Annotated in this window: 24 protein-coding genes and 1 tRNA gene; 15 read left to right on the top strand and 10 right to left on the bottom strand. The window is 49.1% G+C overall.

The annotated features are described in order from the left end of the window. Positions 1-174 precede the first annotated feature (174 nt). Positions 175-259 (bottom strand) — tRNA-Leu (locus tag QUE34_RS25755). 195 nt (positions 260-454) lie between these two features. Between QUE34_RS25755 and ahr the strand changes: the two genes are divergently transcribed. Continuing rightward, positions 455-1474, top strand: coding sequence for an NADPH-dependent aldehyde reductase Ahr (ahr, locus tag QUE34_RS25750; protein WP_103253440.1), 1020 nt, complete (start codon positions 455-457; stop codon positions 1472-1474). Between the two features lie 3 nt (positions 1475-1477). On the opposite strand, the gene idnK is transcribed toward ahr, so the two are convergent. Then, on the bottom strand, positions 1478-2041 hold the full coding sequence (gene idnK / locus QUE34_RS25745; RefSeq protein WP_000896738.1) for a gluconokinase: 564 nt from the start codon (positions 2039-2041) through the stop codon (positions 1478-1480). A gap of 216 nt (positions 2042-2257) precedes the next feature. Here idnK and idnD point away from each other — a divergent pair, with 216 nt between their 5' ends. The 5 genes from idnD (at position 2258) to QUE34_RS25720 (ending at position 8106) form a co-directional block, all read left to right on the top strand. Next, the gene (gene idnD / locus QUE34_RS25740; protein ID WP_001197418.1) at positions 2258-3289 is read left to right on the top strand and encodes an L-idonate 5-dehydrogenase; all 1032 of its coding nucleotides are present in this window, start codon (positions 2258-2260) and stop codon (positions 3287-3289) included. Between the two features lie 23 nt (positions 3290-3312). After that, positions 3313-4077, top strand: a complete 765-nt coding sequence (gene idnO, locus QUE34_RS25735; RefSeq protein ID WP_000998700.1) for a gluconate 5-dehydrogenase — start codon at positions 3313-3315, stop codon at positions 4075-4077. Between the two features lie 64 nt (positions 4078-4141). Next, positions 4142-5461 (top strand): gnt-II system L-idonate transporter, encoded by a 1320-nt coding sequence (gene idnT / locus QUE34_RS25730; RefSeq protein WP_001128336.1) that lies wholly within the window; start codon positions 4142-4144, stop codon positions 5459-5461. A gap of 66 nt (positions 5462-5527) precedes the next feature. Next, positions 5528-6526, top strand: coding sequence for a DNA-binding transcriptional regulator IdnR (idnR, locus tag QUE34_RS25725; protein WP_103253439.1), 999 nt, complete (start codon positions 5528-5530; stop codon positions 6524-6526). Between the two features lie 77 nt (positions 6527-6603). Next, entirely contained in the window at positions 6604-8106 is a 1503-nt protein-coding gene (locus QUE34_RS25720; RefSeq protein WP_103253438.1) for a helicase HerA-like C-terminal domain-containing protein, read from the top strand. A 160-nt stretch (positions 8107-8266) separates the two neighbouring features. Here the strand turns inward: QUE34_RS25720 and lptG are convergent, their stop codons facing one another. From lptG to ytgA, 3 genes are all read right to left on the bottom strand, one after another. Next, positions 8267-9349: an LPS export ABC transporter permease LptG gene (lptG, locus tag QUE34_RS25715; protein ID WP_103253437.1), complete on the bottom strand. Its 1083-nt coding sequence runs from the start codon at positions 9347-9349 to the stop codon at positions 8267-8269. Continuing rightward, positions 9349-10449 (bottom strand): LPS export ABC transporter permease LptF, encoded by a 1101-nt coding sequence (lptF, locus tag QUE34_RS25710; RefSeq protein ID WP_000584114.1) that lies wholly within the window; start codon positions 10447-10449, stop codon positions 9349-9351. Before lptF ends, lptG begins: the two co-directional genes overlap by 1 nt. A gap of 62 nt (positions 10450-10511) precedes the next feature. Next, a complete protein-coding gene (ytgA, locus tag QUE34_RS25705; protein ID WP_211180521.1) occupies positions 10512-10562 on the bottom strand; it encodes a protein YtgA in 51 nt (16 codons plus the stop codon). Between the two features lie 153 nt (positions 10563-10715). On the opposite strand from ytgA, the gene pepA reads away from it, so the two are divergent. The 3 genes from pepA (at position 10716) to valS (ending at position 15784) form a co-directional block, all read left to right on the top strand. Next, positions 10716-12227: a leucyl aminopeptidase gene (pepA, locus tag QUE34_RS25700; RefSeq protein WP_000397144.1), complete on the top strand. Its 1512-nt coding sequence runs from the start codon at positions 10716-10718 to the stop codon at positions 12225-12227. Positions 12228-12485: 258 nt separating this feature from the next. Beyond that, positions 12486-12929, top strand: coding sequence for a DNA polymerase III subunit chi (gene holC, locus QUE34_RS25695; protein WP_000786399.1), 444 nt, complete (start codon positions 12486-12488; stop codon positions 12927-12929). Continuing rightward, entirely contained in the window at positions 12929-15784 is a 2856-nt protein-coding gene (gene valS, locus QUE34_RS25690) for a valine--tRNA ligase (RefSeq protein ID WP_103253436.1), read from the top strand. The genes holC and valS overlap by 1 nt, the downstream gene beginning before the upstream one ends. 53 nt (positions 15785-15837) lie before the next feature. Here valS and QUE34_RS25685 read toward each other — a convergent pair whose 3' ends face one another. Further along, positions 15838-17034: a YjgN family protein gene (locus QUE34_RS25685; RefSeq protein WP_000079650.1), complete on the bottom strand. Its 1197-nt coding sequence runs from the start codon at positions 17032-17034 to the stop codon at positions 15838-15840. Between the two features lie 192 nt (positions 17035-17226). On the opposite strand from QUE34_RS25685, the gene QUE34_RS25680 reads away from it, so the two are divergent. Then, positions 17227-17730 carry a GNAT family N-acetyltransferase gene (locus QUE34_RS25680; protein ID WP_001059402.1) on the top strand — a complete coding sequence of 168 codons (504 nt, stop codon included), beginning with the start codon at positions 17227-17229 and terminating at the stop codon, positions 17728-17730. Positions 17731-17874: 144 nt separating this feature from the next. Here the strand turns inward: QUE34_RS25680 and rraB are convergent, their stop codons facing one another. Further along, on the bottom strand, positions 17875-18291 hold the full coding sequence (rraB, locus tag QUE34_RS25675; RefSeq protein WP_000002953.1) for a ribonuclease E inhibitor RraB: 417 nt from the start codon (positions 18289-18291) through the stop codon (positions 17875-17877). A 162-nt stretch (positions 18292-18453) separates the two neighbouring features. Here rraB and argF point away from each other — a divergent pair, with 162 nt between their 5' ends. Continuing rightward, positions 18454-19458, top strand: coding sequence for an ornithine carbamoyltransferase (argF, locus tag QUE34_RS25670; protein ID WP_103253434.1), 1005 nt, complete (start codon positions 18454-18456; stop codon positions 19456-19458). Positions 19459-19509: 51 nt separating this feature from the next. Here argF and QUE34_RS25665 read toward each other — a convergent pair whose 3' ends face one another. The 3 genes from QUE34_RS25665 to QUE34_RS25655 form a co-directional block, all read right to left on the bottom strand. Further along, positions 19510-21087, bottom strand: a complete 1578-nt coding sequence (locus QUE34_RS25665) for a hypothetical protein (protein WP_103253433.1) — start codon at positions 21085-21087, stop codon at positions 19510-19512. A 122-nt stretch (positions 21088-21209) separates the two neighbouring features. Beyond that, complete coding sequence (gene tabA / locus QUE34_RS25660; protein ID WP_001315168.1) at positions 21210-21662, bottom strand: toxin-antitoxin biofilm protein TabA; 453 nt, start codon at positions 21660-21662, stop codon at positions 21210-21212. Positions 21663-21806: 144 nt separating this feature from the next. Beyond that, a complete protein-coding gene (locus QUE34_RS25655; RefSeq protein WP_103253432.1) occupies positions 21807-22400 on the bottom strand; it encodes a TetR/AcrR family transcriptional regulator in 594 nt (197 codons plus the stop codon). 70 nt (positions 22401-22470) lie between these two features. On the opposite strand from QUE34_RS25655, the gene bdcA reads away from it, so the two are divergent. The 4 genes from bdcA (at position 22471) to pyrB (ending at position 25064) form a co-directional block, all read left to right on the top strand. Continuing rightward, positions 22471-23184 carry an SDR family oxidoreductase gene (gene bdcA, locus QUE34_RS25650; protein ID WP_103253431.1) on the top strand — a complete coding sequence of 238 codons (714 nt, stop codon included), beginning with the start codon at positions 22471-22473 and terminating at the stop codon, positions 23182-23184. 130 nt (positions 23185-23314) lie between these two features. Then, positions 23315-23710 carry a RidA family protein gene (locus tag QUE34_RS25645; RefSeq protein WP_000230273.1) on the top strand — a complete coding sequence of 132 codons (396 nt, stop codon included), beginning with the start codon at positions 23315-23317 and terminating at the stop codon, positions 23708-23710. 280 nt (positions 23711-23990) lie between these two features. Further along, the gene (gene pyrL / locus QUE34_RS25640; RefSeq protein WP_103253430.1) at positions 23991-24125 is read left to right on the top strand and encodes a pyr operon leader peptide; all 135 of its coding nucleotides are present in this window, start codon (positions 23991-23993) and stop codon (positions 24123-24125) included. Between the two features lie 3 nt (positions 24126-24128). Next, positions 24129-25064, top strand: coding sequence for an aspartate carbamoyltransferase (gene pyrB / locus QUE34_RS25635; RefSeq protein WP_000013046.1), 936 nt, complete (start codon positions 24129-24131; stop codon positions 25062-25064). The last annotated feature ends 6 nt before the right edge of the window (positions 25065-25070 follow it).

Raw genomic sequence — 25070 nt, 5'->3', positions numbered from 1 at the left:
ACCCTGCCCACGTAATGTGGACGATGCAGCTCCCAGCCAGAGCAAACTTGGGACCATCGACTACAAAATGAAGAATACTGAACTGCTTTTCTGGCAGGCCTATATACTGCACGGATATGGGTGATTTCAGACACAAAAAAAGCCGCTCTTAAGCGACTCGATTTGCATACGGTGTGGTGCCGAAGGCCGGACTCGAACCGGCACGTATTTCTACGGTTGATTTTGAATCAACTGCGTCTACCGATTTCGCCACTTCGGCACTGAAGAGGTATGCGGAAAACGTTGTGGATTATACCTGTCACGCGCCACCATGCAAGCGCCAGCTTGCTCCCACCTCGCTAAGTGCTGAAATTTTCAGCATTGCATACAGCGATGTGTAACCTTTGTCACACTCCAGGCACCCCGCCCTACCATGCTCTACACTTCCCAGACAACACCAGAGAAGGACAAAAATATGTCGATGATAAAAAGCTATGCCGCAAAAGAGGCTGGCGGCAAACTGGAAGTTTATGAGTACGATCCCGGTGAACTGAAACCACAAGATGTCGAAGTGCAGGTGGATTACTGCGGGATCTGCCATTCCGATCTGTCGATGATCGACAACGAATGGGGATTTTCACAATATCCGCTGGTTGCCGGGCATGAGGTGATTGGTCGCGTGGTGGCGCTCGGGAGCGCCGCGCAGGATAAAGGTTTGCAGGTCGGTCAGCGTGTCGGGATTGGCTGGACGGCGCGAAGCTGTGGTCACTGCGATGCCTGTATTAGCGGTAATCAGATCAACTGCGAGCAAGGTGCGGTGCCAACAATTATGAATCACGGCGGTTTTGCCGAGAAGTTGCGTGCAGACTGGCAATGGGTGATTCCACTGCCGGAAAATATCGATATCGAATCCGCCGGGCCGCTGCTGTGTGGTGGTATCACGGTCTTCAAACCACTGTTAATGCACCATATCACTGCCACCAGCCGCGTTGGGGTAATTGGTATTGGCGGGCTGGGGCATATCGCTATAAAACTTCTGCACGCAATGGGATGCGAGGTGACGGCCTTTAGTTCTAATCCGGCGAAAGAGCAGGAAGTGCTGGCGATGGGTGCCGATAAAGTAGTGAATAGCCGCGATCCGCAGGCACTGAAAGCACTGGCGGGGCAGTTTGATCTCATTATCAACACCGTCAACGTCAGCCTCGACTGGCAGCCTTATTTTGAGACGCTGACGTATGGCGGTAATTTCCATACAGTCGGCGCGGTCCTCACGCCGCTGTCTGTTCCGGCCTTTACGTTAATTGCGGGCGACCGCAGCGTCTCTGGTTCAGCAACAGGTACACCTTATGAGCTGCGTAAGCTGATGCGCTTTGCCGCCCGCAGCAAGGTTGCGCCGACTACCGAACTGTTCCCGATGTCGAAAATTAACGACGCCATTCAGCATGTACGCGATGGTAAAGCGCGCTACCGCGTGGTGTTGAAAGCAGATTTTTGAAAATCATTCGCAGCGCTGATCTGAGGCGCTGCCCTCTTTCGCACATATTCTGTTTTGTCTTATCGCCAGCACAGCCTGCCGACATTGTTCGGTGACATTGGCAATATCATGGTTGATATCAATGCGCACAATATCCTGTTCATCTGCTTGTGGTCGCTCCAGCGCCTCAAACTGACTTTTTAGTAACGCTACCGGCATAAAATGCCCAGCCCGACGCTGCATTCGCGCGAGAATAGTTTCATAATCGCCATCTAACCAGAGGAAATGAACATGGGGGCTACCCTTGCGTAAAATATCACGATACTGTTTTTTTAATGATGAACAGACAATAAATCCTGTTTCATTCTTTTTATAAAGACTGTATGAAGCATCATTTAAGCGTTCCAGCCAGGGAAGTCGATCTTCATCAGATAATGGAATGCCTTGCGACATTTTATCTATATTTTTGGCTGGATGAAGATCGTCACCATCAATAAATTTCGCAGACAATAACGCGGCAACCTTGCTACCAATTAATGTTTTACCACTCCCTGATACGCCCATCAAAATAAAGCTTTCACCCGCCATTTAAAATCTCCTGAATCATCTTACCTGCGGCGATACTACGCCTGGCGGCATAATAATTTCACGTTTTTTTATTTCTGTTGATAAGAATTACAAGGCACATCACGTTATGCGTAACATAGTAATGTAACAATTTTCTGACGTGATCTTCATCACAAATAATGACAATTAAAACCGCTTAAATGCTTCCGAGGTGTCTACCTGACCAGTGAGGAATTTATGCAAGTGAAAACACAGTCCTGCGTTGTTGCGGGCAAGAAAACTGTTGCCGTTACCGAGCAGACGATAGATTGGAATAATAATGGAACATTAGTACAAATAACCCGAGGTGGAATTTGCGGTTCCGATTTACATTATTATCAGGAAGGAAAAGTAGGTAATTTCATGATAAAGGCACCGATGGTGTTAGGTCATGAAGTTATCGGTAAAGTTATTCATAGCGACTCATCAGAATTACATGAAGGGCAAACGGTAGCCATTAATCCGTCTAAACCTTGCGGTCACTGCAAATACTGCATTGAACATAACGAGAATCAGTGTACAGAGATGCGTTTTTTTGGCAGTGCCATGTATTTCCCTCATGTTGATGGTGGCTTTACCCGTTATAAAATGGTTGAAACGTCGCAATGTGTCCCTTATCCGGCCAAAGCTGACGAAAAGGTTATGGCTTTTGCCGAACCTTTAGCCGTCGCGATTCATGCCGCACATCAGGCCGGCGAGTTACAGGGCAAGCGAGTATTTATTTCCGGTGTTGGGCCCATTGGCTGCCTGATTGTCAGTGCTGTGAAAACACTGGGGGCCTCGGAAATTGTCTGTGCCGATGTGAGTCCCCGTTCCCTTTTGCTGGCCAAAGAGATGGGGGCGGATGTGCTCGTAAACCCACAAAACGACGATATGGATCACTGGAAAGCGGAAAAAGGCTATTTCGATGTCAGCTTTGAAGTGTCCGGTCATCCTTCATCAGTGAATACCTGTCTGGAAGTCACTCGTGCACGCGGCGTAATGGTGCAGGTAGGTATGGGAGGCGCGATGGCAGAATTCCCAATGATGACGTTGATTGGTAAGGAGATTTCACTCAAAGGCTCTTTCCGTTTTACCAGCGAATTTAATACCGCAGTGTCATGGCTGGCGAATGGCGTTATCAATCCACTGCCTTTACTGAGTGCTGAATATCCCTTCACTGACCTGGAAGAGGCGCTACGTTTCGCCGGTGATAAAACCCAGGCAGCAAAAGTCCAGCTTGTTTTCTAAGAGATAAATAAAGGAATAATACAATGAACGATCTATTTTCACTGGCAGGAAAAAATATCTTGATTACCGGTTCAGCACAGGGCATTGGCTTTTTACTGGCAACCGGCCTGGGTAAATATGGCGCACAAATAATTATTAATGATATTACTGCCGAACGCGCAGAACTTGCTGTAGAAAAACTCCGCCAGGAGGGTATTCGGGCCGTTGCCGCACCTTTTAATGTTACCCATAAACATGAAATTGATACCGCCGTTGAACATATCGAAAAGGACATCGGCCCCATTGATGTGCTGGTGAATAACGCCGGTATCCAGCGCCGTCATCCTTTTACTGAGTTCCCTGAACAAGAGTGGAATGATGTGATCGCAGTAAACCAGACCGCCGTGTTCCTGGTGTCGCAAGCGGTAACTCGTCACATGGTTGAACGCAAGGCGGGTAAAGTTATTAATATTTGCTCGATGCAAAGCGAACTGGGACGTGACACCATCACCCCTTATGCCGCATCGAAAGGAGCGGTAAAAATGCTCACCCGCGGCATGTGCGTCGAGCTGGCGCGCCACAATATTCAGGTCAACGGTATTGCGCCGGGCTATTTCAAAACAGAAATGACTAAAGCACTGGTTGAGGACGAAGCCTTCACCGCCTGGTTGTGCAAACGGACCCCCGCCGCACGCTGGGGCGATCCGCAGGAACTGATTGGTGCTGCGGTGTTCCTTTCTTCAAAAGCCTCTGATTTCGTAAACGGCCACCTGTTGTTTGTTGATGGCGGCATGTTGGTGGCTGTTTAACAGCCACTACCCTGCGTGCAGCGCGAAAGCGCTGCTTTTCTGGCACTAATAAGAGATAAAGACTATGCCATTAATCATTATTGCGGCAGGCGTCGCGCTGCTTCTTATCCTGATGATCGGCTTTAAAGTTAACGGCTTTATTGCCCTCGTTCTGGTAGCTGCCGTCGTCGGATTTGCCGAAGGGATGGATGCACAGGCCGTCCTGCACTCTATACAAAATGGTATCGGCAGCACGCTCGGCGGGCTGGCAATGATCCTCGGTTTCGGGGCCATGTTAGGCAAGCTGATTTCTGATACGGGCGCGGCACAACGTATCGCCACTACGCTGATTGCTACTTTTGGTAAAAAACGCGTGCAATGGGCGCTAGTGATCACCGGTCTGGTTGTGGGCCTCGCCATGTTTTTTGAAGTGGGTTTTGTCCTGCTGTTGCCGTTGGTATTTACCATCGTAGCATCATCAGGATTACCCCTGTTGTATGTTGGCGTACCAATGGTAGCAGCGCTCTCTGTAACCCACTGTTTTCTGCCGCCACATCCTGGTCCTACTGCCATCGCGACTATCTTTGAGGCTAATCTCGGAACGACTCTACTGTATGGATTTATCATTACCATTCCGACAGTTATTGTCGCAGGACCGCTGTTTTCTAAACTGCTAACTCGCTTTGAGAAAGCACCACCAGAAGGCTTATTTAATCCTCATCTGTTTAGCGAAGAGGAGATGCCCTCCTTCTGGAACAGTATTTTCGCTGCCGTGATCCCGGTCATCCTGATGGCTATCGCCGCCGTTTGTGAAATTACGTTACCGAAAACTAACACCGTGCGCCTCTTCTTTGAATTTGTCGGTAACCCTGCCGTTGCACTGTTTATTGCCATTGTTATTGCGATTTTCACACTGGGCCGACGTAATGGACGCACCATCGAGCAAATCATGGATATCATTGGGGATTCTATAGGCGCTATCGCGATGATTGTGTTTATTATCGCTGGCGGCGGCGCGTTTAAGCAGGTATTAGTAGATAGCGGTGTCGGGCAGTATATTTCACACTTAATGACCGGAACTACGCTTTCGCCGTTATTGATGTGCTGGACTGTTGCGGCGCTGTTGCGTATCGCTCTGGGCTCTGCCACCGTCGCGGCCATTACCACCGCGGGTGTGGTGTTGCCGATTATCAACGTTACCCATGCCGATCCCGCTTTAATGGTACTGGCAACCGGTGCGGGCAGCGTGATCGCGTCACACGTAAACGACCCTGGCTTCTGGCTATTTAAAGGGTATTTTAATCTGACGGTTGGTGAAACGTTGCGTACCTGGACGGTGATGGAAACCCTTATTTCTATTATGGGTTTGCTGGGCGTGTTAGCCATTAACGCCGTATTGCACTGAAAGAATAAAATATTGTGATGTAGTTTCGGGGGAAGATTGAAGATTCCCCCGACGTTGGGAGAAGTTATGCGCAATCACAGAATTTCTTTACAGGATATCGCTACGCTGGCTGGCGTAACAAAAATGACCGTGAGTCGTTATATCCGCTCGCCGAAAAAGGTGGCAAAGGAAACAGGCGAGCGCATCGCCAAAATTATGGAAGAGATCAATTATATCCCTAATCGCGCTCCCGGCATGTTGTTGAATGCACAAAGTTATACCCTCGGTATCTTGATTCCGTCATTTCAAAATCAACTCTTCGCTGACATTCTCGCGGGAATAGAATCCGTCACCTCTGAGCATAATTATCAGACCCTTATTGCTAATTACAATTACGATCGCGATTCCGAAGAAGAGTCGGTGATTAACCTGCTCTCTTATAACATTGACGGGATTATTCTTTCGGAAAAATATCACACCATCAGGACGGTGAAATTTCTGCGTTCAGCCACCATTCCGGTCGTGGAATTGATGGATGTACAGGGAGAACGGCTGGATATGGAGGTCGGTTTTGATAATCGGCAGGCCGCTTTTGACATGGTGTGTACCATGCTGGATAAGCGAGTCAGGCGCAAAATTCTGTATCTCGGTTCCAAAGATGACACCCGCGATGAACAGCGTTATCAGGGGTATTGCGATGCGATGATGCTGCATAATCTTTCCCCGTTACGCATGAATCCACGCGCCATCTCATCCATTCATTTAGGAATGCAATTAATGCGTGATGCCCTTAGCGCAAACCCGGATTTAGACGGTGTATTTTGCACCAATGACGATATTGCGATGGGTGCGCTTCTGCTGTGCCGCGAGCGAAACCTCGCCGTGCCAGAACAAATTTCCATTGCGGGTTTTCATGGGCTGGAGATTGGCAGGCAAATGATCCCAAGCCTCGCCAGCGTAATTACTCCCCGTTTTGATATTGGTCGGATGGCCGCCCAAATGTTGCTGAGAAAAATTAAAAATAACGATCACAACCACAACACTGTTGACCTCGGGTATCAGATTTATCACGGTAACACGCTTTAGGTTATTTTCTCTTCATTACACGTATTCTCTTTGCCGGACGTTGCCTATACTCCAGGCAGGAAACTGGAGGAAATCTCATGAGCGAACCCCTGTTAATTGCCCGCACGTCGGACACAGAACTGTTTTTACTGCCGGGAATGGCTAACCGTCACGGGCTGATTACTGGCGCAACGGGGACGGGTAAAACCGTTACGCTGCAAAAACTGGCGGAGTCATTGTCGGAAATCGGTGTTCCGGTGTTTATGGCCGATGTAAAAGGCGATCTGACCGGCGTCGCGCAGGCAGGAACTGCGTCGGAAAAACTGCTCGCAAGGCTGAAAAACATCGGCGTCAACGACTGGCAACCGCATGCTAATCCGGTGGTGGTGTGGGATATCTTTGGCGAGAAAGGCCATCCGGTGCGGGCGACGGTTTCAGACCTGGGGCCGCTGTTGCTGGCGCGACTGTTGAATCTCAACGATGTGCAATCTGGCGTGCTGAATATTATCTTCCGCATTGCTGATGATCAGGGGCTGTTACTGCTCGACTTTAAAGATTTGCGGGCGATTACCCAGTACATCGGCGATAACGCCAAATCCTTCCAGAATCAGTACGGTAATATCAGTAGCGCATCGGTTGGTGCCATCCAGCGCGGGCTGTTGTCGCTGGAACAACAAGGCGCAGCACACTTTTTTGGCGAGCCGATGCTGGATATCAAAGACTGGATGCGCACCGATGCCAATGGTAAAGGGGTTATCAATATCCTCAGCGCCGAGAAGCTCTACCAGATGCCGAAACTGTATGCCGCCAGCCTGCTGTGGATGCTTTCAGAGTTATATGAACAATTACCTGAAGCGGGCGATCTGGAGAAACCAAAACTGGTGTTTTTCTTCGACGAAGCACATCTGCTGTTTAACGATGCGCCACAGGTACTGCTGGATAAGATTGAGCAGGTGATAAGGCTTATTCGCTCAAAAGGCGTGGGCGTCTGGTTCGTTTCGCAAAACCCGTCAGATATTCCGGATAATGTGCTCGGACAGCTAGGTAATCGCGTTCAACACGCTTTGCGGGCTTTTACGCCCAAAGATCAGAAAGCAGTAAAAGCTGCGGCGCAAACCATGCGGGCCAATCCGGCGTTTGATACCGAAAAGGCAATCCAGGAACTGGGGACCGGCGAGGCGTTAATCTCGTTTCTCGATGCGAAAGGAAGTCCTTCAGTGGTGGAACGGGCGATGGTTATCGCGCCTTGTTCGCGAATGGGGCCGGTGACGGAAGATGAGCGTAACGGCCTGATTAATCACTCCCCGGTGTATGGCAAGTACGAGGATGACGTGGACCGGGAATCCGCCTATGAGATGTTGCAAAAAGGCTTTCAGGCCAGTACCGGGCAGCAAAATAATCCTCCTGCGAAAGGGAAAGAGGTGGCGGTGGATGACGGTATTCTTGGTGGATTGAAGGATATTTTGTTTGGCACTACCGGACCACGCGGCGGGAAGAAAGATGGTGTGGTGCAAACAATGGCGAAAAGCGCCGCCCGCCAGGTGACGAATCAGATTGTACGCGGTGTGCTGGGGAGTTTGCTGGGGGGGAGAAAAAGGTAAGTCAGGTGCGATTTGTCTTTGCTTGATGCGACGCTGGCGCGTCTTATCATGCCTACACCACTGCAATATATTGAATTTTCATGATTTTTCAGGCATGAACAAAGCACACTTTGCTAACAATAATAAAGGGAGCTTTCGCTCCCCTTATACGTTCATCCAGTTACGATTTTCTCATTAACAGCCACAGGCTGATTAAGAAGAAGCTGGCGCTTGGCAACAGTGCGCCGATGATCGGCGGGATGCCGTAAACCAGCGTCAGCGGGCCGAAGATCTGGTCCAGTACGTAGAAGACAAAACCGAAGCTGATACCGGTGACCACACGCACGCCCATCGGCACGCTACGCAGTGGGCCGAAGATGAACGACAGCGCCATCAGCATCATCACCGCCACAGATAGCGGCTGGAAGATTTTGCTCCACATGTTGAGCTGATAACGTCCGGCATCCTGACCGCTCGACTTCAGATACTTCACATAGTTGTGCAAACCACTGATGGAGAGTGCATCCGGGTCCAGCGCCACCACGCCCAGTTTGTCCGGCGTGAGGTTGGTTTTCCAGGTACCGCTCACCGTCTGTGAACCAGTGATCTGTTTCGGATTGGTCAGATCAGATTCATCAACCTGCGACAGACGCCATACTTTATGTTCCGGGTCAAACTTCGCGGTAGCGGCATAGCGTACAGATTGCAGACGACGATTCTCATTAAAGGCATAGATACTGATGCCACTTAACTCTTCGTCACCTTTAACCCGCTCAATGTAGACGAAGTTGTTGCCATCTTTTGCCCATAAGCCTTGCTGGGTAGAGAGCAACGAGCCACCGTACATCGCCTGCGCACGGTAGTTACGCGCCATCTGCTCGCCCTGCGGTGCGACCCATTCGCCAATCGCCATCGTCAACAAGACCAGCGGAATGGCGGTTTTCATCACCGACAGCGCCACCTGCATACGGGTAAAACCAGAAGCCTGCATGACCACCAGTTCGCTGCGCTGTGCCAGCATCCCCAACCCAAGTAATGCACCCAGCAGAGCCGCCATCGGGAAGAAGATTTGCACATCTTTCGGCACGCTCAGCAAGGTATACATTCCTGCGCCTAACGCGTCGTAACTCCCCTGCCCGGCTTTTTTCAGCTGATCGACAAACTTGATAATGCCCGACAGCGACACCAGCATGAACAGCGTCATCATGATGGTGGTGAAAATAGTTTTACCGATATAGCGGTCAAGTACGCCAAAAGGTTGCATCACACCGCTCCTTTACGCGAAAAACTGGCGCGCAGGCGGCGGACCGGCACGGTGTCCCAAAGGTTGAGAACAATCGCCAAAGCCAGATAAATCAGGTTTACGGTCCACATCCACAGCGTCGGGTCCAGCTTACCTTTACCGCCGTTCGATTTCAGGGAGGTCTGGATCAGGAAGAACAACAGATACAGCAGCATGGCTGGCAGCATCGACAGTACGCGCCCCTGACGCGGGTTAACCACGCTCAGCGGAACGACCATAAGCGCCATCATAAACACGGTGAATACCAGCGTGATACGCCAGTTCAGTTCTGCGCGGGCACGATCGGTGTCAGTGTTCCACAATGTGCGCATGTCCATCTGGTCGGTATCGTTCGGGTCGAGCGCCACCGCCTGGTGACCAATGATCGCCTGATAATCCTGGAAGTCCGTAATGCGGAAATCGCGTAACAGTGCAGTGCCTTCGAAGCGCGTTCCCTGGTTGAGAGTGACGACCTGGGAGCCGTCGCGCAGCTGGGTTAAATGTCCGGAATCGGCCACCACCACAGAAGGACGTGCATTACCTTTTGGTCGAATTTGCGCGAGGAACACATCTTTGAAATCGCTGCCGTCAACGCTTTCGATGAACAGCACCGAGCTGCCATTAGTCGCTTGCTGGAATTGCCCTTGCGCCAGCGCCGCCATGCCAGGGTTCGCTTTCGCTTCTGCTAACACTTCATCCTGATGACGCGATGACCACGGTCCCGCCCACATCACGTTAACCGCCGCGACGATTGCCGTGAATACCGCAAGGATCATTGCCGCTTTCACCAGCACCGCTTTGCTCAGGCCGCAGGCATGCATTACCGTAATTTCACTTTCGGTATACAGTTTGCCCAGCGTCATCAGCAGCCCGAGGAACAGGCTTAATGGCAGGATAAGCTGCGCCATTTCCGGCACGCCCAACCCGAGAAGGGAGAGCACCAGATTCGCCGGAATATCGCCGTCAACCGCTGCGCCGAGGATCCTCACTAACTTTTGACAGAAAAAGATCAAAAGCAAGATGAAGAGTATCGCCAGCTGGCTTTTGAGCGTCTCCCGCACCAGATATCTTATGATTATCACTTTAAATACGCCCGTAAAAACTCGTCTTTTGCAGGATTTTAGCTTGTTTCATGGCTTAAACGTCATTTATTCTCTTGAGTCGTCGAAATCGTCGCTAAGATAATTATACTCAACGGATTCACCTCTCAGATTTTGTTCTGACGTGCCAATGCCGTAATAACGTTAAGATTAACACGAAGTCATCGCAACAGCGGACATGAGTTACGAAAGCTTGCAATTCTATCTGTAGCCACCGCCGTTGTCTTTAAGATTCAGGAGCGTAGTGCATGGAGTTTAGTGTAAAAAGCGGTAGCCCGGAGAAACAGCGGAGTGCCTGCATCGTCGTGGGCGTCTTCGAACCACGTCGCCTTTCTCCGATTGCAGAACAGCTCGATAAAATCAGCGATGGGTACATCAGCGCCCTGCTACGTCGGGGCGAACTGGAAGGAAAACCGGGGCAGACACTGTTGCTGCACCATGTGCCAAACGTGCTTTCTGAACGCATCCTCCTTATTGGTTGCGGCAAAGAACGTGAACTGGATGAGCGTCAGTACAAGCAGGTTATTCAGAAAACCATTAATACGCTGAATGATACTGGCTCGATGGAAGCCGTCTGTTTCCTGACTGAACTGCACGTTAAAGGCCGTAACAACTACTGGAAAGTGCGTCAGGCTGTCGAGACAGCAAAAGAGACGCTCTACAGTTTCGATCAGTTGAAAACGAATAAGAGCGAACCGCGTCGCCCGCTGCGTAAGATGGTGTTCAACGTGCCGACCCGCCGTGAACTGACCAGCGGTGAGCGCGCGATCCAGCACGGTCTGGCGATTGCCGCCGGGATAAAAGCAGCGAAAGATCTCGGTAATATGCCGCCGAATATCTGTAACGCCGCTTACCTCGCCTCTCAGGCGCGCCAGTTGGCTGACAGCTACAGCAAGAATGTCATCACCCGCGTTATCGGCGAACAGCAGATGAAAGAGCTGGGGATGCACTCTTATCTGGCGGTTGGTCAGGGTTCGCAAAACGAATCGCTGATGTCGGTGATTGAGTACAAAGGCAACGCGTCGGAAGATGCACGCCCAATCGTGCTGGTCGGTAAAGGTTTAACCTTCGACTCCGGCGGTATCTCCATCAAGCCTTCAGAAGGCATGGATGAGATGAAGTACGATATGTGCGGCGCGGCGGCGGTTTACGGCGTGATGCGTATGGTCGCGGAGCTGCAACTGCCGATTAACGTTATTGGCGTGCTGGCAGGCTGCGAAAACATGCCTGGCGGACGTGCCTATCGTCCGGGCGATGTGTTAACCACCATGTCCGGTCAAACCGTAGAAGTGCTGAATACCGACGCCGAAGGCCGCCTGGTACTGTGCGATGTGTTAACTTACGTTGAGCGTTTTGAGCCGGAAGCGGTGATTGACGTGGCGACGCTGACTGGTGCCTGCGTTATCGCGCTGGGTCATCACATTACCGGCTTGATGGCGAACCATAACCCACTGGCCCATGAGCTGATTGCTGCATCTGAACAATCCGGTGACCGCGCATGGCGTTTACCGCTGGGTGATGAGTATCAGGAACAGCTGGAGTCCAATTTTGCCGATATGGCGAACATTGGCGGTCGTCCTGGCGGGGCGATTACCGCAGGTTGCTTCCTGTCGCGCTTTACCCGTAAGTACAACTGGGCGCACCTGGATATCGCCGGTACCGCCTGGCGTTCTGGTAAAGCAAAAGGCGCAACCGGTCGCCCGGTGGCGTTGCTGGCACAGTTCCTGCTGAACCGCGCCGGGTTTAACGGCGAAGAGTAATTGCATCAGGCAAGGCTGTTATTGTCGGATGCGGCGTAAACGCCTTATCCGACCTACACAGAGCACCGGACCCGTAGGCCTGATAAGACGCGGCAGCGTCGCATCAGGCAAAGTTGTTATTGTCGGATGCGGCGTGAGCGCCTTATCCGACCTACACAGCAATGAACTCGTAGGCCTGATAAGACGCGGCAGCGTCGCATCAGGCAATGCTGTGTATTACCAAATGCATATTTAAATCCACCACAAGAAGCCCCATTTATGAAAAACGCGACGTTCTATCTTCTGGACAATGACACCACCGTCGATGGCTTAAGCGCCGTTGAGCAACTGGTGTGTGAAATTGCCGCAGAACGTTGGCGCAGCGGTAAGCGCGTGCTCATCGCTTGTGAAGATGAAAAGCAGGCTTACCGGCTGGATGAAGCCCTGTGGGCGCGTCCGGCAGAAAGCTTTGTTCCGCATAATTTAGCGGGAGAAGGACCGCGCGGCGGTGCGCCGGTGGAGATCGCCTGGCCGCAAAAGCGTAGCAGCAGCCCGCGCGATATATTGATTAGTCTGCGAACAAGCTTTGCAGATTTTGCCACCGCTTTCACAGAAGTGGTAGACTTCGTTCCTTATGAAGATTCTCTGAAACAACTGGCGCGCGAACGCTATAAAGCCTACCGCGTGGCTGGTTTCAACCTGAATACGGCAACCTGGAAATAATGGAAAAGACATACAACCCACAAGATATCGAACAGCCGCTTTACGAGCACTGGGAAAAGCAGGGCTACTTTAAGCCTAATGGCGATGAAAGCCAGGAAAGTTTCTGCATCATGATCCCGCCGCCGAACGTCACCGGCAGTTTGCATATGGGTCACGCCTTCCAGCAAACCATCATGGATACCATGATCCGCTATCAGCGCATGCAGGGCAAAAACACCCTGTGGCAGGTCGGTACTGACCACGCCGGGATCGCTACCCAGATGGTCGTTGAGCGCAAGATTGCCGCAGAAGAAGGTAAAACCCGTCACGACTACGGCCGCGAAGCTTTCATCGACAAAATCTGGGAATGGAAAGCGGAATCCGGCGGCACCATTACCCGTCAGATGCGCCGTCTCGGCAACTCCGTGGACTGGGAGCGTGAACGCTTCACCATGGACGAAGGTCTGTCCAATGCGGTGAAAGAAGTTTTCGTTCGTCTGTATAAAGAAGACCTGATTTACCGTGGCAAGCGCCTGGTAAACTGGGACCCGAAACTGCGCACCGCTATCTCTGACCTGGAAGTGGAAAACCGCGAATCGAAAGGTTCGATGTGGCACATCCGCTATCCGCTGGCTGACGGCGCGAAAACCGCAGATGGTAAAGATTATCTGGTGGTTGCGACTACCCGTCCGGAAACCCTACTGGGCGATACCGGCGTAGCCGTTAACCCGGAAGATCCGCGTTACAAAGATCTGATTGGCAAATATGTCATTCTGCCGCTGGTTAACCGTCGTATTCCGATCGTTGGCGACGAACACGCCGACATGGAAAAAGGCACCGGCTGCGTGAAAATCACTCCGGCGCACGACTTTAACGACTATGAAGTCGGTAAACGTCACGCGCTGCCGATGATCAACATCCTGACCTTTGACGGTGATATCCGTGAAAGCGCCCAGGTGTTCGATACCAAAGGTAACGAATCTGACGTTTATTCCAGCGAAATCCCGGCAGAGTTCCAGAAACTCGAGCGTTTTGCTGCACGTAAAGCAGTCGTTGCTGCGGTTGATGCACTCGGCCTGCTGGAAGAAATTAAACCGCACGACCTGACCGTTCCTTACGGCGACCGTGGCGGCGTGGTTATCGAACCGATGCTGACCGACCAGTGGTACGTGCGTGCCGATGTACTGGCGAAACCGGCAGTTGAAGCGGTTGAGAACGGCGACATTCAGTTCGTACCGAAGCAGTACGAAAACATGTACTTCTCCTGGATGCGCGATATTCAGGACTGGTGTATCTCTCGTCAGCTGTGGTGGGGTCACCGCATCCCGGCATGGTATGACGACGCGGGTAACGTTTATGTTGGCCGCAACGAAGACGAAGTGCGTAAAGAAAATAACCTCGGTGCTGATGTTGCCCTGCGTCAGGACGAAGATGTTCTCGACACCTGGTTCTCCTCCGCACTGTGGACCTTCTCTACCCTTGGCTGGCCGGAAAACACCGACGCCCTGCGTCAGTTCCACCCAACCAGCGTGATGGTATCTGGTTTCGACATCATCTTCTTCTGGATTGCCCGCATGATCATGATGACCATGCACTTCATCAAAGATGAAAATGGCAAACCGCAGGTGCCGTTCCACACCGTTTACATGACCGGTCTGATTCGTGATGACGAAGGTCAAAAGATGTCCAAATCCAAGGGTAACGTGATTGACCCGCTGGATATGGTTGACGGTATTTCGCTGCCGGAACTGCTGGAAAAACGTACCGGTAATATGATGCAGCCGCAGTTGGCGGACAAAATCCGTAAGCGCACCGAGAAGCAGTTCCCGAACGGCATTGAGCCGCACGGTACTGACGCGCTGCGCTTCACCCTGGCGGCGCTGGCTTCTACCGGTCGTGACATCAACTGGGATATGAAGCGTCTGGAAGGCTACCGTAACTTCTGTAACAAGCTGTGGAACGCCAGCCGCTTTGTGCTGATGAACACAGAAGGTCAGGATTGCGGCTTTAACGGCGGTGAAATGACGCTGTCGCTGGCGGACCGCTGGATTCTGGCAGAATTCAACCAGACCATCAAAGCATACCGCGAAGCGCTGGACAGCTTCCGCTTCGATATCGCCGCAGGCATTCTGTATGAATTCACATGGAACCAGTTCTGCGACTGGTATCTGGAGCTGACCAAGCCGGTAATGAACGGTGGCACCGAAGCCGAACTGCGCGGTACTCGCCATACACTGGTGACTGTACTGGAAGGTCTGCTGCGCCTCGCGCATCCGATCATTCCGTTCATCACCGAAACCATCTGGCAGCGTGTGAAAGTACTTTGCGGTATCACTGCCGACACCATCATGCTGCAACCGTTCCCGCAGTATGATGCATCTCAGGTTGATGAAGCCGCACTGGCCGACACCGAGTGGCTGAAACAGGCGATCGTTGCTGTACGTAACATCCGTGCAGAAATGAACATCGCGCCGGGCAAACCGCTGGAGCTGTTGCTTCGTGGTTGCAGCGCGGATGCAGAGCGTCGCGTAAATGAAAACCATGGCTTCCTGCAAACGCTGGCGCGTCTGGAAAGCATCACCGTGCTGCCTGCCGATGACAAAGGTCCGGTTTCCGTTACCAAGATCATCGACGGTGCAGAGCTGCTGATCCCGATGGCTGGCCTCATCAACAAAGAAGATGAGCTGGCGCGTCTGGCGAAAGAAGTGGCGAAGATTGAAGGTGAAATCAGCCGTATCGAGAACAAACTGGCGAATGAAGGCTTTGTAGCGCGCGCACCAGAAGCGGTCATCGCGAAAGAGCGTGAGAAGCTGGAAGGTTATGCGGAAGCGAAAGCGAAACTGATTGAGCAGCAGGCTGTTATCGCCGCGCTGTAATCAACACCGTGATGAAAACGAAGGCCGGAGCATGCTCCGGCCTTTTTTATCTCTTACAGAAATGGTAAAGAAGGCATAACTCCCCGAGAAATACTGGCTAAGAAGCCTTTATCTGGTTGTTCTTCTTTATTGATTAAAGGAAGGTCATCCAAATCGCCCAGCAAATACGTATTTTTTGCCTGCCAGTCAATCATCCATATTTTCAACAGTGGATAAGCCAGACCGCCCGTAATCCCGGATATCACCACCAACGCACACATGCGATAAAGCATACCGTGGTACGTTAAAGTTGAGCGAAAACGAATACGCCCATCATTCAGTGACAGGTTGCTCATAAAATGGTTTCGCAACGACACCGTTAAATAACTGGTGCTAACAGCAATCCCAAAATAATAGATTAACTGCGCGATTATCATTTTACGTTGCATTTCCATAAATTGCTGTAAATTCTCAATGTCATCATTTGCATATACAGAACTATCATACGCATTTAATATTTGATCGAAGATAATATAACCAGCAACAGCGAGAAAAGGCAATAAAGCTAAAAATGCGAGAATGGCATATTTTATACAATACGTAGTATCTAATTTCACCTTGAAACGATGTATACCGAAACTGGTATTGCTCCAGAGAAAACTCATTACCAGACTATATAAAGTACCATTAAAAATACCAATGGAAACAATACCAACTATTGCCATCAGAACCATAGATATAATAACACTACTTGAACTATTGGCATGTAGCATCTTTGTCGAGATAAAGAAAACAGTCCCCATCCCAACGGCCATTAAAATCGGCAAGAAAAAGGTCACCCACCAGAACCCTTTCATAGAGCAATTAAAACTAAATCTTACGCCATTGAGACTGGTCATTAAGGCCTGATGACGCAGTCCTTTTGCTGCCATAAATATAAGCAAAACCAACAGTAACAAAGTCAAAACACAACCAACAAGCGGCATATCTGCTGACACTGTCATTAAGATTGCGAAATAGAAAAAAACAAAAACAAGACAACTAACAAAAACATTCCCACCGGTAATTCCATAAGAAAATCGTTGTCCGTTAACTTCCATATTAGCATAAAGATAACGCTTACATTTCATTAATGCCCATGGTAAATAGATACCTAACGTTATAATCGTTAACAACACATTCACCACACAAATAAGAAAATACCTCTCACCTGTACCATGAAAAACAAACGAATGGGACGGAACATCCATTTCATTAATAACTTGAGCCATAAAAAATCCCTGAATTAAAAAATCCATTGATATAACTTATATATACAGACAGTAAAATGTTCTGCCACGTTACAATACTCTTATCAGTAATAGGCTGGCAAAAACTTTATTACTTTATAAGTCGCTTGCGCACGTAAGAAGAGAGTGGTATTAAACAAATGTATAATTACTTTATTTTTATTGGGTTAAACTATGAATAACATTGCGCCGCAATCACCTGTAATGCGTCGCCTGACGCTGCAGGATAATCCTGCTATCGCCCGCGTCATTCGTCAGGTATCCGCCGAATACGGTCTTACCGCTGATAAAGGCTACACCGTCGCCGATCCGAATCTTGACGAGCTGTATCAAGTGTATAGTCAGCCTGGCCATGCATATTGGGTAGTTGAGTACGAGGGTGAAGTGGTCGGCGGCGGTGGGATAGCGCCATTAACCGGGAGTGAGTCGGACATTTGCGAACTGCAAAAGATGTATTTTCTTCCGGCTATCCGCGGCAAAGGGCTGGCAAAAAAACTGGCCTTAATGGCGATGGAGCAGGCGCGAGAGATGGGTTTCAAACGCTGCTATCTGGAAACGACAGCTTTTTTAAAGGAAGCCATTGCGCTTTATGAGCATTTGGGCTTTGAGCATATCGACTATGCGCTTGGCTGCACGGGCCATGTCGATTGTGAAGTGCGGATGTTGCGCGAACTCTAAAAAAATGCCCGCGTGTTCAACTCGCGGGCATTCGAACATTAACAACGTACGTTTTGTTTATGCCGGATGTGACATGAATGCCTTATCCGGGCAACAAATTCACCAGGTTGCAGGAACTACCTGGGCCTGATGCGCTACGCTTAATTAGTGGCGAACTCCGTCATCGTCTTCATCGACAAAATCTTCATCGTCGCCATCTTCGCCGTTAGGATCTTCAAAGTAAGTGCCCCAACCGTCGTACTCAACGTCAAATTTCTCTGCCAGCGTCATCAGTTGTTCAACCTGGGCATCGATCAGATCGGCATTCAACGCGCACTCGCTGAGGATGTCGCAGCAAATCACGATATCACCATCTTCAACTTCCAGCTCTTCTGGATCGGTCACTTCGTAACCGAGTTTAAACGCTTCAACTGCCGCTTTTTCCAGAGTTTCCAGATCGTCTGCGGAAAGATGGTGTTCGATGGTGTACAGCGCGTCCGGATCGCTGCCATCTTCCAGTAATTCTTCAATAATCAAACGTGTTTCTTCACGCTGTTCTTCCAGTTGTTCCGGGTTTGCCATGGCTCATTCCTCTTAATGTCCTGCCGATACTCTTATTGTCACACACCACTGACATTGCCTCCACCTTTGTCACAAAGTTTTATTTATCAAGCTTGCAAATGAATAATCATTCATATAGATTGAATTTTAATTCATCAAAGGCGTATGCCATGGGAGGGAAGTATGTCCAGTTTTTATCAGAAGCATTTTTTGAAGTTACTCGATTTTACCTCTTCAGATCTCACCACCCTGCTACAACTTGCCGCAACACTGAAATCCGCGAAGAAAAACGGCACTGAAGAAGCCAAACTCACTGGTAAAAACATCGCGCTCATCTTCGAAAAAGACTCGACTCGTACACGATGCTCTTTCGAAGTTGCCGCATATGATCAAGGGGCACGTGTCACTTATCTCGGTTCAAGCGGTAGCCAGATCGGTCATAAAGAATCGATTAAAGATACGGCTCGTGTTCTTGGTCGGATGTACGACGGGATTCAGTATCGCGGCTACGGTCAGGAAATTGTCGAAACACTGGCTGAATATGCGGGAGTACCTGTGTGGAATGGCCTGACGGATGAGTTTCACCCGACACAGCTGCTGGCAGATCTCCTCACGATGCAGGAACATCTGCCAGGTAAAGCGTTCAATGAAATGACGCTGGTATACGCCGGAGATGCTCGTAACAACATGGGGAACTCAATGCTGGAAGCTGCGGCGTTGACCGGGCTGGATCTGCGTTTAGTCGCGCCGAAAGCCTGCTGGCCGGAAGCATCGCTGGTCGCCGAATGCAGTGCTCTGGCACAAAAACACGGGGGTAAAATCACCTTGACGGAAGATATCGCCTCTGGGGTTAAAGGCGCAGATTTTATCTATACCGATGTCTGGGTATCGATGGGTGAGCCCAAAGAGAAATGGGCGGAGCGTATTGCCCTGCTGCGTGACTATCAGGTGAATAGCAAAATGATGGCCCTGACCGGTAATCCGCAGGTTAAATTCCTCCACTGTCTGCCTGCATTTCATGATGATCAAACCACGCTAGGTAAAAAAATGGCCGCAGAATTTGGTCTGCATGGTGGAATGGAAGTCACCGATGAAGTCTTTGAATCTCCGGCAAGTATTGTCTTTGACCAGGCAGAAAACCGGATGCACACCATAAAAGCGGTGATGGTAGCGACACTCAGTAAATAATTTGTACCTCTATAACGATGCCGGGAAATACAATATTATCCCGGCATCCTATTATTCAGCGTCAGTCTCCTGTTTCGACACATAGTTCTGTATTGCATCCTGTAGCCATTCAGGAGGTTTTCGTCCCTCCAAATATGCGTCATTAAAATCTGTTAATAGAGCACTTTTTAAATTTTTGATGATTACCAACACGTTAGTTCTAAGGTTTAATTCATTAATCGCCTTTTCTTCAATAAGTTGACCCAGTTGTTCTTTCGTAAGTTGTCTATTATTAATATCACATTCTAAGCTATCAAGTTCTCTTTTTTCCCTTGCATAACTCACAAGTAACTGAGGAAGGTACCATTTAATCATCTCAGGTTTTTTCATAAAAAAATCATTCAGAAACACCTTGTTCACCAAGATACTGACAGGTACGTCCTTAAATACTGACTGAGCATTATTAAATAGCCTTTTAATTAAATGTGATTTCTCTTGATTGCTTAAGTTTAAAACATCGACATATACAATCAACTTATCCCAAATCAACGTCTGTAAATCAGGATTATTTTTATAGGGTTCTTTATCGAGAAGGGAAAATAATGCCTCAGCTCTTTTAGACTGATCACAACCAGACTTAATATTTTTTATCACGTCGCATGCATAATCTATCTTTGCAGCAGCATTAAAATATTCGATACTTTTATTAAAACACCACTCCAGTATTTTTACATCACTCATATATGGCGATTTTAAAAAAGTTTCTAACATCGAACGGATGACCGGTGAGAGGTCAACCGGCGCATCATCTAAGGAATCAATAAGAATATGCGCTAGATCAATTTTGATCTTATTAATTTCATCATTACTTTTTTTATTATTAGTAAAGGCATCGTCAGACGCGCTGAGATTATCTATCTCTTCAAGTATGCCTTCTTCGCCCAGTAAGTCTGGAATAATTTCATTACATACATGAGGCATTATTAGCAGATGCTCTTGCTTTATTGTTGACAATGTTGTAGCCAAGGCATCTTTAAAAAAATCTTTATAGTCCTGGGCTTGCCAATTCATCTGGTTATTATTTAACTGAAGTGCTATTTCGTTGTTAATTTCACGCTGGTAACACGCCAGAACTTTATTAGTAATCAGTAGTAATGAACTCTCATCTTTTGTTTCAAAATCCGTCCCTTCAAAACGAAAAATTGACTTACCAGATTCTGTTACATCATCAAATATAATGGCTGTACGCCCTTGACGAGCCCCATTCACAGAGGGAGGGGTAAGTCTAACTTCTAAAATAACCGGGCGTATATCATCTTCCCACCCTTCAGGATTATTCATGTAAAATCGCATTATTTCACTACCATCATCTTTTTTTAAATAAGATGAGGATTTTATATTACCCATCATTTTTCTTCCCGCTTCATTGCGGCTTTCACTAAAATCTACATGTCCCAAGGTAAATATCCATGCTAGAAACTCCAAAAATGCCTTAGGAGAAAGGATATTTCTTTTGTTATGCTGCCCCTCGGCAATACGGGAAAAATTATTGATTCCCACACACCAGCTATTTAAAACATCATGTTTTGGTTTAAAATTCCTGCAGGAAGCAACGTAGTGAAAATAATCCGAATGCGATATTTTGCTCATGACGAACTCCTTGAGTTAATAAGAACGTCTAAGCATTACAAATTTTACTCACAAAAAAATATCAAAAAACGCTCTTTTCACAAACTCGCCGTAAACCTGGAGTTATTTACGGCGAAAAGTCATCACGCCATCAGCATCTTCACTACTGCTTTGCGAACCTGGGCTGGCGCGCCCACTGCGCACAGCGGTTTATGCACTTCCCCCGGATAAAACACAACAAAATCACCTTCATTAAGGATAACTGTTTTCTCATCAACGCCTTCCGGCAAAAATGCGATGTCTTTGTCTGCTAACCAGTCGGTATCCGGGGTGCCTGCAGGTTGCGTGCTGAAGGTCATGCCTTCCTGACCTTTTAACACAATCTGAATGTCGAGATAGCGGGCATGGTACTCCGCACGGCGAGCTTCGTACGGCTCGGTCATATCTTCCGAGATAAGATAAAACAGACGATTGCCTTCGATATCGTGCTTGCCCTTGGGCGTTTCTGCCGTAACGTTTGCTTTGATATGCTCAATCGCCTGGCGTAACTCCTGGGGTAGCCACGGCTGAAGATTATGAATATTTCCGATGATCATCTTTTCCACTCCTTAATTAAAACAATGTTTCATTTCTATCGTTATACGAAAAGATGATCAATTCCGCCAGCCTTAACGCGTGAATTATTGTCTTATCACAACTTATCGGCAGGCGCGTTCCCGCCTTTCGGATCAAGGCCAGCATCACTCCTTGAGAAGAGTTTTTATCGCTTCCCCCGCCAGGGCAGCTGTTGCACAGAGTTGTTCGATGGAGTGCCCCTCTCGTGCCTTCGCAGAAAGCCCTGACATCACGGTACTCATAAAATCAGTCACACATTGTGCGCTTTGTGGATGCCGCCTGGCGATATAGTCATAAATGGTTGTTTCTGCGGCGTGATAACATTGAACGGCAATATCACGCGCTTGTGGATCATGACTATGAATACCTTCAAGAACCATACAGCCAGCGCAGCCGCCGTTTTGGCTATATCTGCGCGCCGCTTCTTTTAATACCTCAACCAGGCACTCGCCTACCGGACGATCATCACGAAGAATATCGGCAAGCGGAATAGCTTCCGTACCGACATATTCATTGAGTACACGGCTAAATAACCCAGCCTTACTGCCAAAAGCCGCGTAGAGGCTCGGGGGGTTAATACCAAGATAATCAGTGATTTCAGCAACACTGACAGCATCGAAACTTTTTTGGTGAAAAAGCACTTTTGCCGCAGAGACTGCCTGCTCAGGAGCGAAACGTCTGGGACGACCAGGAACACGAGATTGTTTTTTAGTGACCATTACAAAACTTGTTGACAGAAAGTTAAAACAGTTTTGTAATGCATGTTACATAATAAATCAAGGAGTCCTTATGGGCGCTTTTACAGGTAAGACAGTTCTCATCCTCGGTGGCAGTCGTGGAATCGGTGCTGCTATCGTACGTCGTTTCGTCACCGATGGGGCCAATGTACGATTCACCTATGCGGGGTCGAAAGATGCCGCTGAACGCCTGGCACAAGAGACGGGAGCGACAGCAGTATTCACAGATAGTGCTGACAGAGACGCTGTCATTGATGTCGTTCGTAAGAGCGGCGCATTGGATATCCTGGTGGTAAATGCAGGTATTGGCGTCTTTGGCGATTCCCTGGAATTAAATGCCGACGATATTGATCGCCTTTTCAAAATCAATATTCATGCTCCTTACTATGCCTCTGTTGAAGCCGCCCGGCAGATGCCCGAAGGCGGGCGCATCTTAATCATCGGCTCCGTGAATGGCGATCGTATGCCTGTTGCAGGCATGGCTGCTTATGCCGCCAGTAAATCTGCCCTGCAAGGTATGGCGCGCGGACTGGCCCGTGATTTTGGACCGCGTGGGATCACCATCAACGTCGTCCAGCCAGGGCCAATTGATACCGACGCGAATCCCGCCAACGGGACAATGCGCGATATGTTGCATGGTTTTATGGCTATCAAAAGACATGGGCAACCGGAAGAGGTCGCTGGTATGGTCGCATGGTTAGCAGGGCCAGAAGCCAGTTTTGTTACCGGTGCGATGCATACCATTGATGGCGCGTTTGGCGCATAACCGACTACGCTCAATTAAGCCCAGCCATTATCCATGATGTCTGGGTTTTGTTTACTCACGTCGTCCCCTAAAAGCGGCTCCCGGTAAATATAAATCTTCTGTTCATGTCGTAAATCTTGAGGATAACCAAATGGTAGAAAGAACCGCTGTTTTCCCTGCTGGCCGACATTCACTGTATGCTGAACATCGTTATTCTGCGGCTATTCGTTCCGGCGATTTGCTGTTTGTTTCCGGGCAAGTAGGAAGTCGCGAGGACGGAACACCAGAACCCGATTTTCAGCAACAAGTCAGACTGGCATTTGATAATTTGCATGCGACCCTGGCAGCTGCGGGATGCACTTTTGACGATATCATTGATGTGACGAGCTTTCATACCGATCCTGAAAAACAATTTGAAGACATCATGACAGTCAAAAATGAAATATTTAGCGCCCCACCTTATCCAAACTGGACGGCGGTGGGTGTTACCTGGCTGGCAGGCTTTGATTTTGAAATTAAAGTGATAGCGCGCATCCCTGAGCTGTAAGCAATAGTGTTAGCCGTGAGTTTTCACACTCCGCCCTATAAGTCGGATGAATGGAATAAAATGCATATCGGATTGGGTGAAAGTGAAAAAGAAAAAAGCAGGAAATGTCTGCAATTATTGATACCGAACGACCGTTCCCCTCCAGAACCATAGAAAATAAAAATGCACATACTTTGACTTTTAATTCAAATAAACCGTTTGCGCTGACAAAATATTGCATCAAATGCTTGCACCGCTTCTGGCTATGAGTATAATGCCGGACAATTTGCCGGGAGGATGTATGATTCAGTGTGTTCGACATTTTGTCTTACCGCGTCTGAAAAAAGACGCTGGTCTGCCGTTTTTCTTCCCGTTGATCACCCATTCCCAGCCCCTCAATCGAGGGGCTTTTTTTTGCCCAGGCGTCAGGAGATAAAAGATGGCTAATCCGCTATATCAGAAACATATCATTTCCATAAACGACCTTAGTCGCGATGACCTTAATCTGGTGCTGGCGACAGCGGCGAAACTGAAAGCAAACCCGCAACCAGAGCTGTTGAAGCACAAAGTCATTGCCAGCTGTTTCTTCGAAGCCTCTACCCGTACCCGCCTCTCTTTCGAAACGTCCATGCACCGCCTGGGTGCCAGCGTGGTGGGCTTCTCCGACAGCGCCAATACATCACTGGGTAAAAAGGGCGAAACGCTGGCCGATACCATTTCGGTTATCAGCACTTACGTCGATGCGATAGTGATGCGTCATCCGCAGGAAGGTGCAGCGCGTCTGGCCACCGAGTTTTCCGGCAATGTACCGGTACTGAATGCCGGTGATGGCTCCAACCAACATCCGACACAAACCTTGCTGGACTTATTCACCATTCAGGAAACCCAGGGGCGTCTGGACAATCTCCACGTCGCAATGGTTGGTGACCTGAAATATGGCCGCACCGTTCACTCTCTGACCCAGGCGTTAGCGAAGTTCGACGGCAACCGTTTTTACTTCATCGCGCCGGACGCGCTGGCAATGCCGCAATACATCCTGGATATGCTCGATGAAAAAGGGATCGCCTGGAGTCTGCACAGCTCCATTGAAGAAGTGATGGCGGAAGTGGACATTCTGTATATGACTCGCGTGCAAAAAGAGCGTCTGGACCCGTCCGAATATGCCAACGTGAAAGCACAGTTTGTTCTTCGCGCCAGCGATCTCCACAACGCCAAAGCCAATATGAAAGTGCTGCATCCGCTACCGCGTGTTGATGAGATTGCCACCGATGTTGATAAAACACCGCACGCCTGGTACTTCCAGCAAGCAGGCAACGGAATTTTCGCTCGCCAGGCGTTACTGGCACTGGTTCTGAATCGCGATCTGGTACTGTAAGGGGAA

The organism is Escherichia sp. KS167_9B (assembly GCF_030295215.1).
Taxonomy (GTDB): domain Bacteria; phylum Pseudomonadota; class Gammaproteobacteria; order Enterobacterales; family Enterobacteriaceae; genus Escherichia; species Escherichia coli_F.
The sequence above is the reverse complement of the archived record's forward strand: the minus strand, read 5'-3'. Positions and strand labels throughout refer to the sequence as shown.

Bases quoted from the DNA above. Each gene is read 5' to 3' on its own strand.
- lptG (WP_103253437.1), bottom strand. From the start codon at position 9,349: ATGCAACCTTTTGGCGTACTTGACCGCTATATCGGTAAAACTATTTTC.
- QUE34_RS25685 (WP_000079650.1), bottom strand. From the start codon at position 17,034: ATGGCTCAAGTTATTAATGAAATGGATGTTCCGTCCCATTCGTTTGTT.
- idnK (WP_000896738.1), bottom strand. From the start codon at position 2,041: ATGGCGGGTGAAAGCTTTATTTTGATGGGCGTATCAGGGAGTGGTAAA.
- idnO (WP_000998700.1), top strand. From the start codon at position 3,313: ATGAACGATCTATTTTCACTGGCAGGAAAAAATATCTTGATTACCGGT.
- holC (WP_000786399.1), top strand. From the start codon at position 12,486: ATGAAAAACGCGACGTTCTATCTTCTGGACAATGACACCACCGTCGAT.
- QUE34_RS25680 (WP_001059402.1), top strand. From the start codon at position 17,227: ATGAATAACATTGCGCCGCAATCACCTGTAATGCGTCGCCTGACGCTG.
- QUE34_RS25720 (WP_103253438.1), top strand. From the start codon at position 6,604: ATGAGCGAACCCCTGTTAATTGCCCGCACGTCGGACACAGAACTGTTT.
- idnD (WP_001197418.1), top strand. From the start codon at position 2,258: ATGCAAGTGAAAACACAGTCCTGCGTTGTTGCGGGCAAGAAAACTGTT.
- ahr (WP_103253440.1), top strand. From the start codon at position 455: ATGTCGATGATAAAAAGCTATGCCGCAAAAGAGGCTGGCGGCAAACTG.
- idnT (WP_001128336.1), top strand. From the start codon at position 4,142: ATGCCATTAATCATTATTGCGGCAGGCGTCGCGCTGCTTCTTATCCTG.
- argF (WP_103253434.1), top strand. From the start codon at position 18,454: ATGTCCAGTTTTTATCAGAAGCATTTTTTGAAGTTACTCGATTTTACC.
- QUE34_RS25645 (WP_000230273.1), top strand. From the start codon at position 23,315: ATGGTAGAAAGAACCGCTGTTTTCCCTGCTGGCCGACATTCACTGTAT.
- tabA (WP_001315168.1), bottom strand. From the start codon at position 21,662: ATGATCATCGGAAATATTCATAATCTTCAGCCGTGGCTACCCCAGGAG.
- pyrL (WP_103253430.1), top strand. From the start codon at position 23,991: ATGATTCAGTGTGTTCGACATTTTGTCTTACCGCGTCTGAAAAAAGAC.
- bdcA (WP_103253431.1), top strand. From the start codon at position 22,471: ATGGGCGCTTTTACAGGTAAGACAGTTCTCATCCTCGGTGGCAGTCGT.
- valS (WP_103253436.1), top strand. From the start codon at position 12,929: ATGGAAAAGACATACAACCCACAAGATATCGAACAGCCGCTTTACGAG.
- pepA (WP_000397144.1), top strand. From the start codon at position 10,716: ATGGAGTTTAGTGTAAAAAGCGGTAGCCCGGAGAAACAGCGGAGTGCC.
- idnR (WP_103253439.1), top strand. From the start codon at position 5,528: ATGCGCAATCACAGAATTTCTTTACAGGATATCGCTACGCTGGCTGGC.
- pyrB (WP_000013046.1), top strand. From the start codon at position 24,129: ATGGCTAATCCGCTATATCAGAAACATATCATTTCCATAAACGACCTT.
- QUE34_RS25665 (WP_103253433.1), bottom strand. From the start codon at position 21,087: ATGAGCAAAATATCGCATTCGGATTATTTTCACTACGTTGCTTCCTGC.
- QUE34_RS25655 (WP_103253432.1), bottom strand. From the start codon at position 22,400: ATGGTCACTAAAAAACAATCTCGTGTTCCTGGTCGTCCCAGACGTTTC.
- rraB (WP_000002953.1), bottom strand. From the start codon at position 18,291: ATGGCAAACCCGGAACAACTGGAAGAACAGCGTGAAGAAACACGTTTG.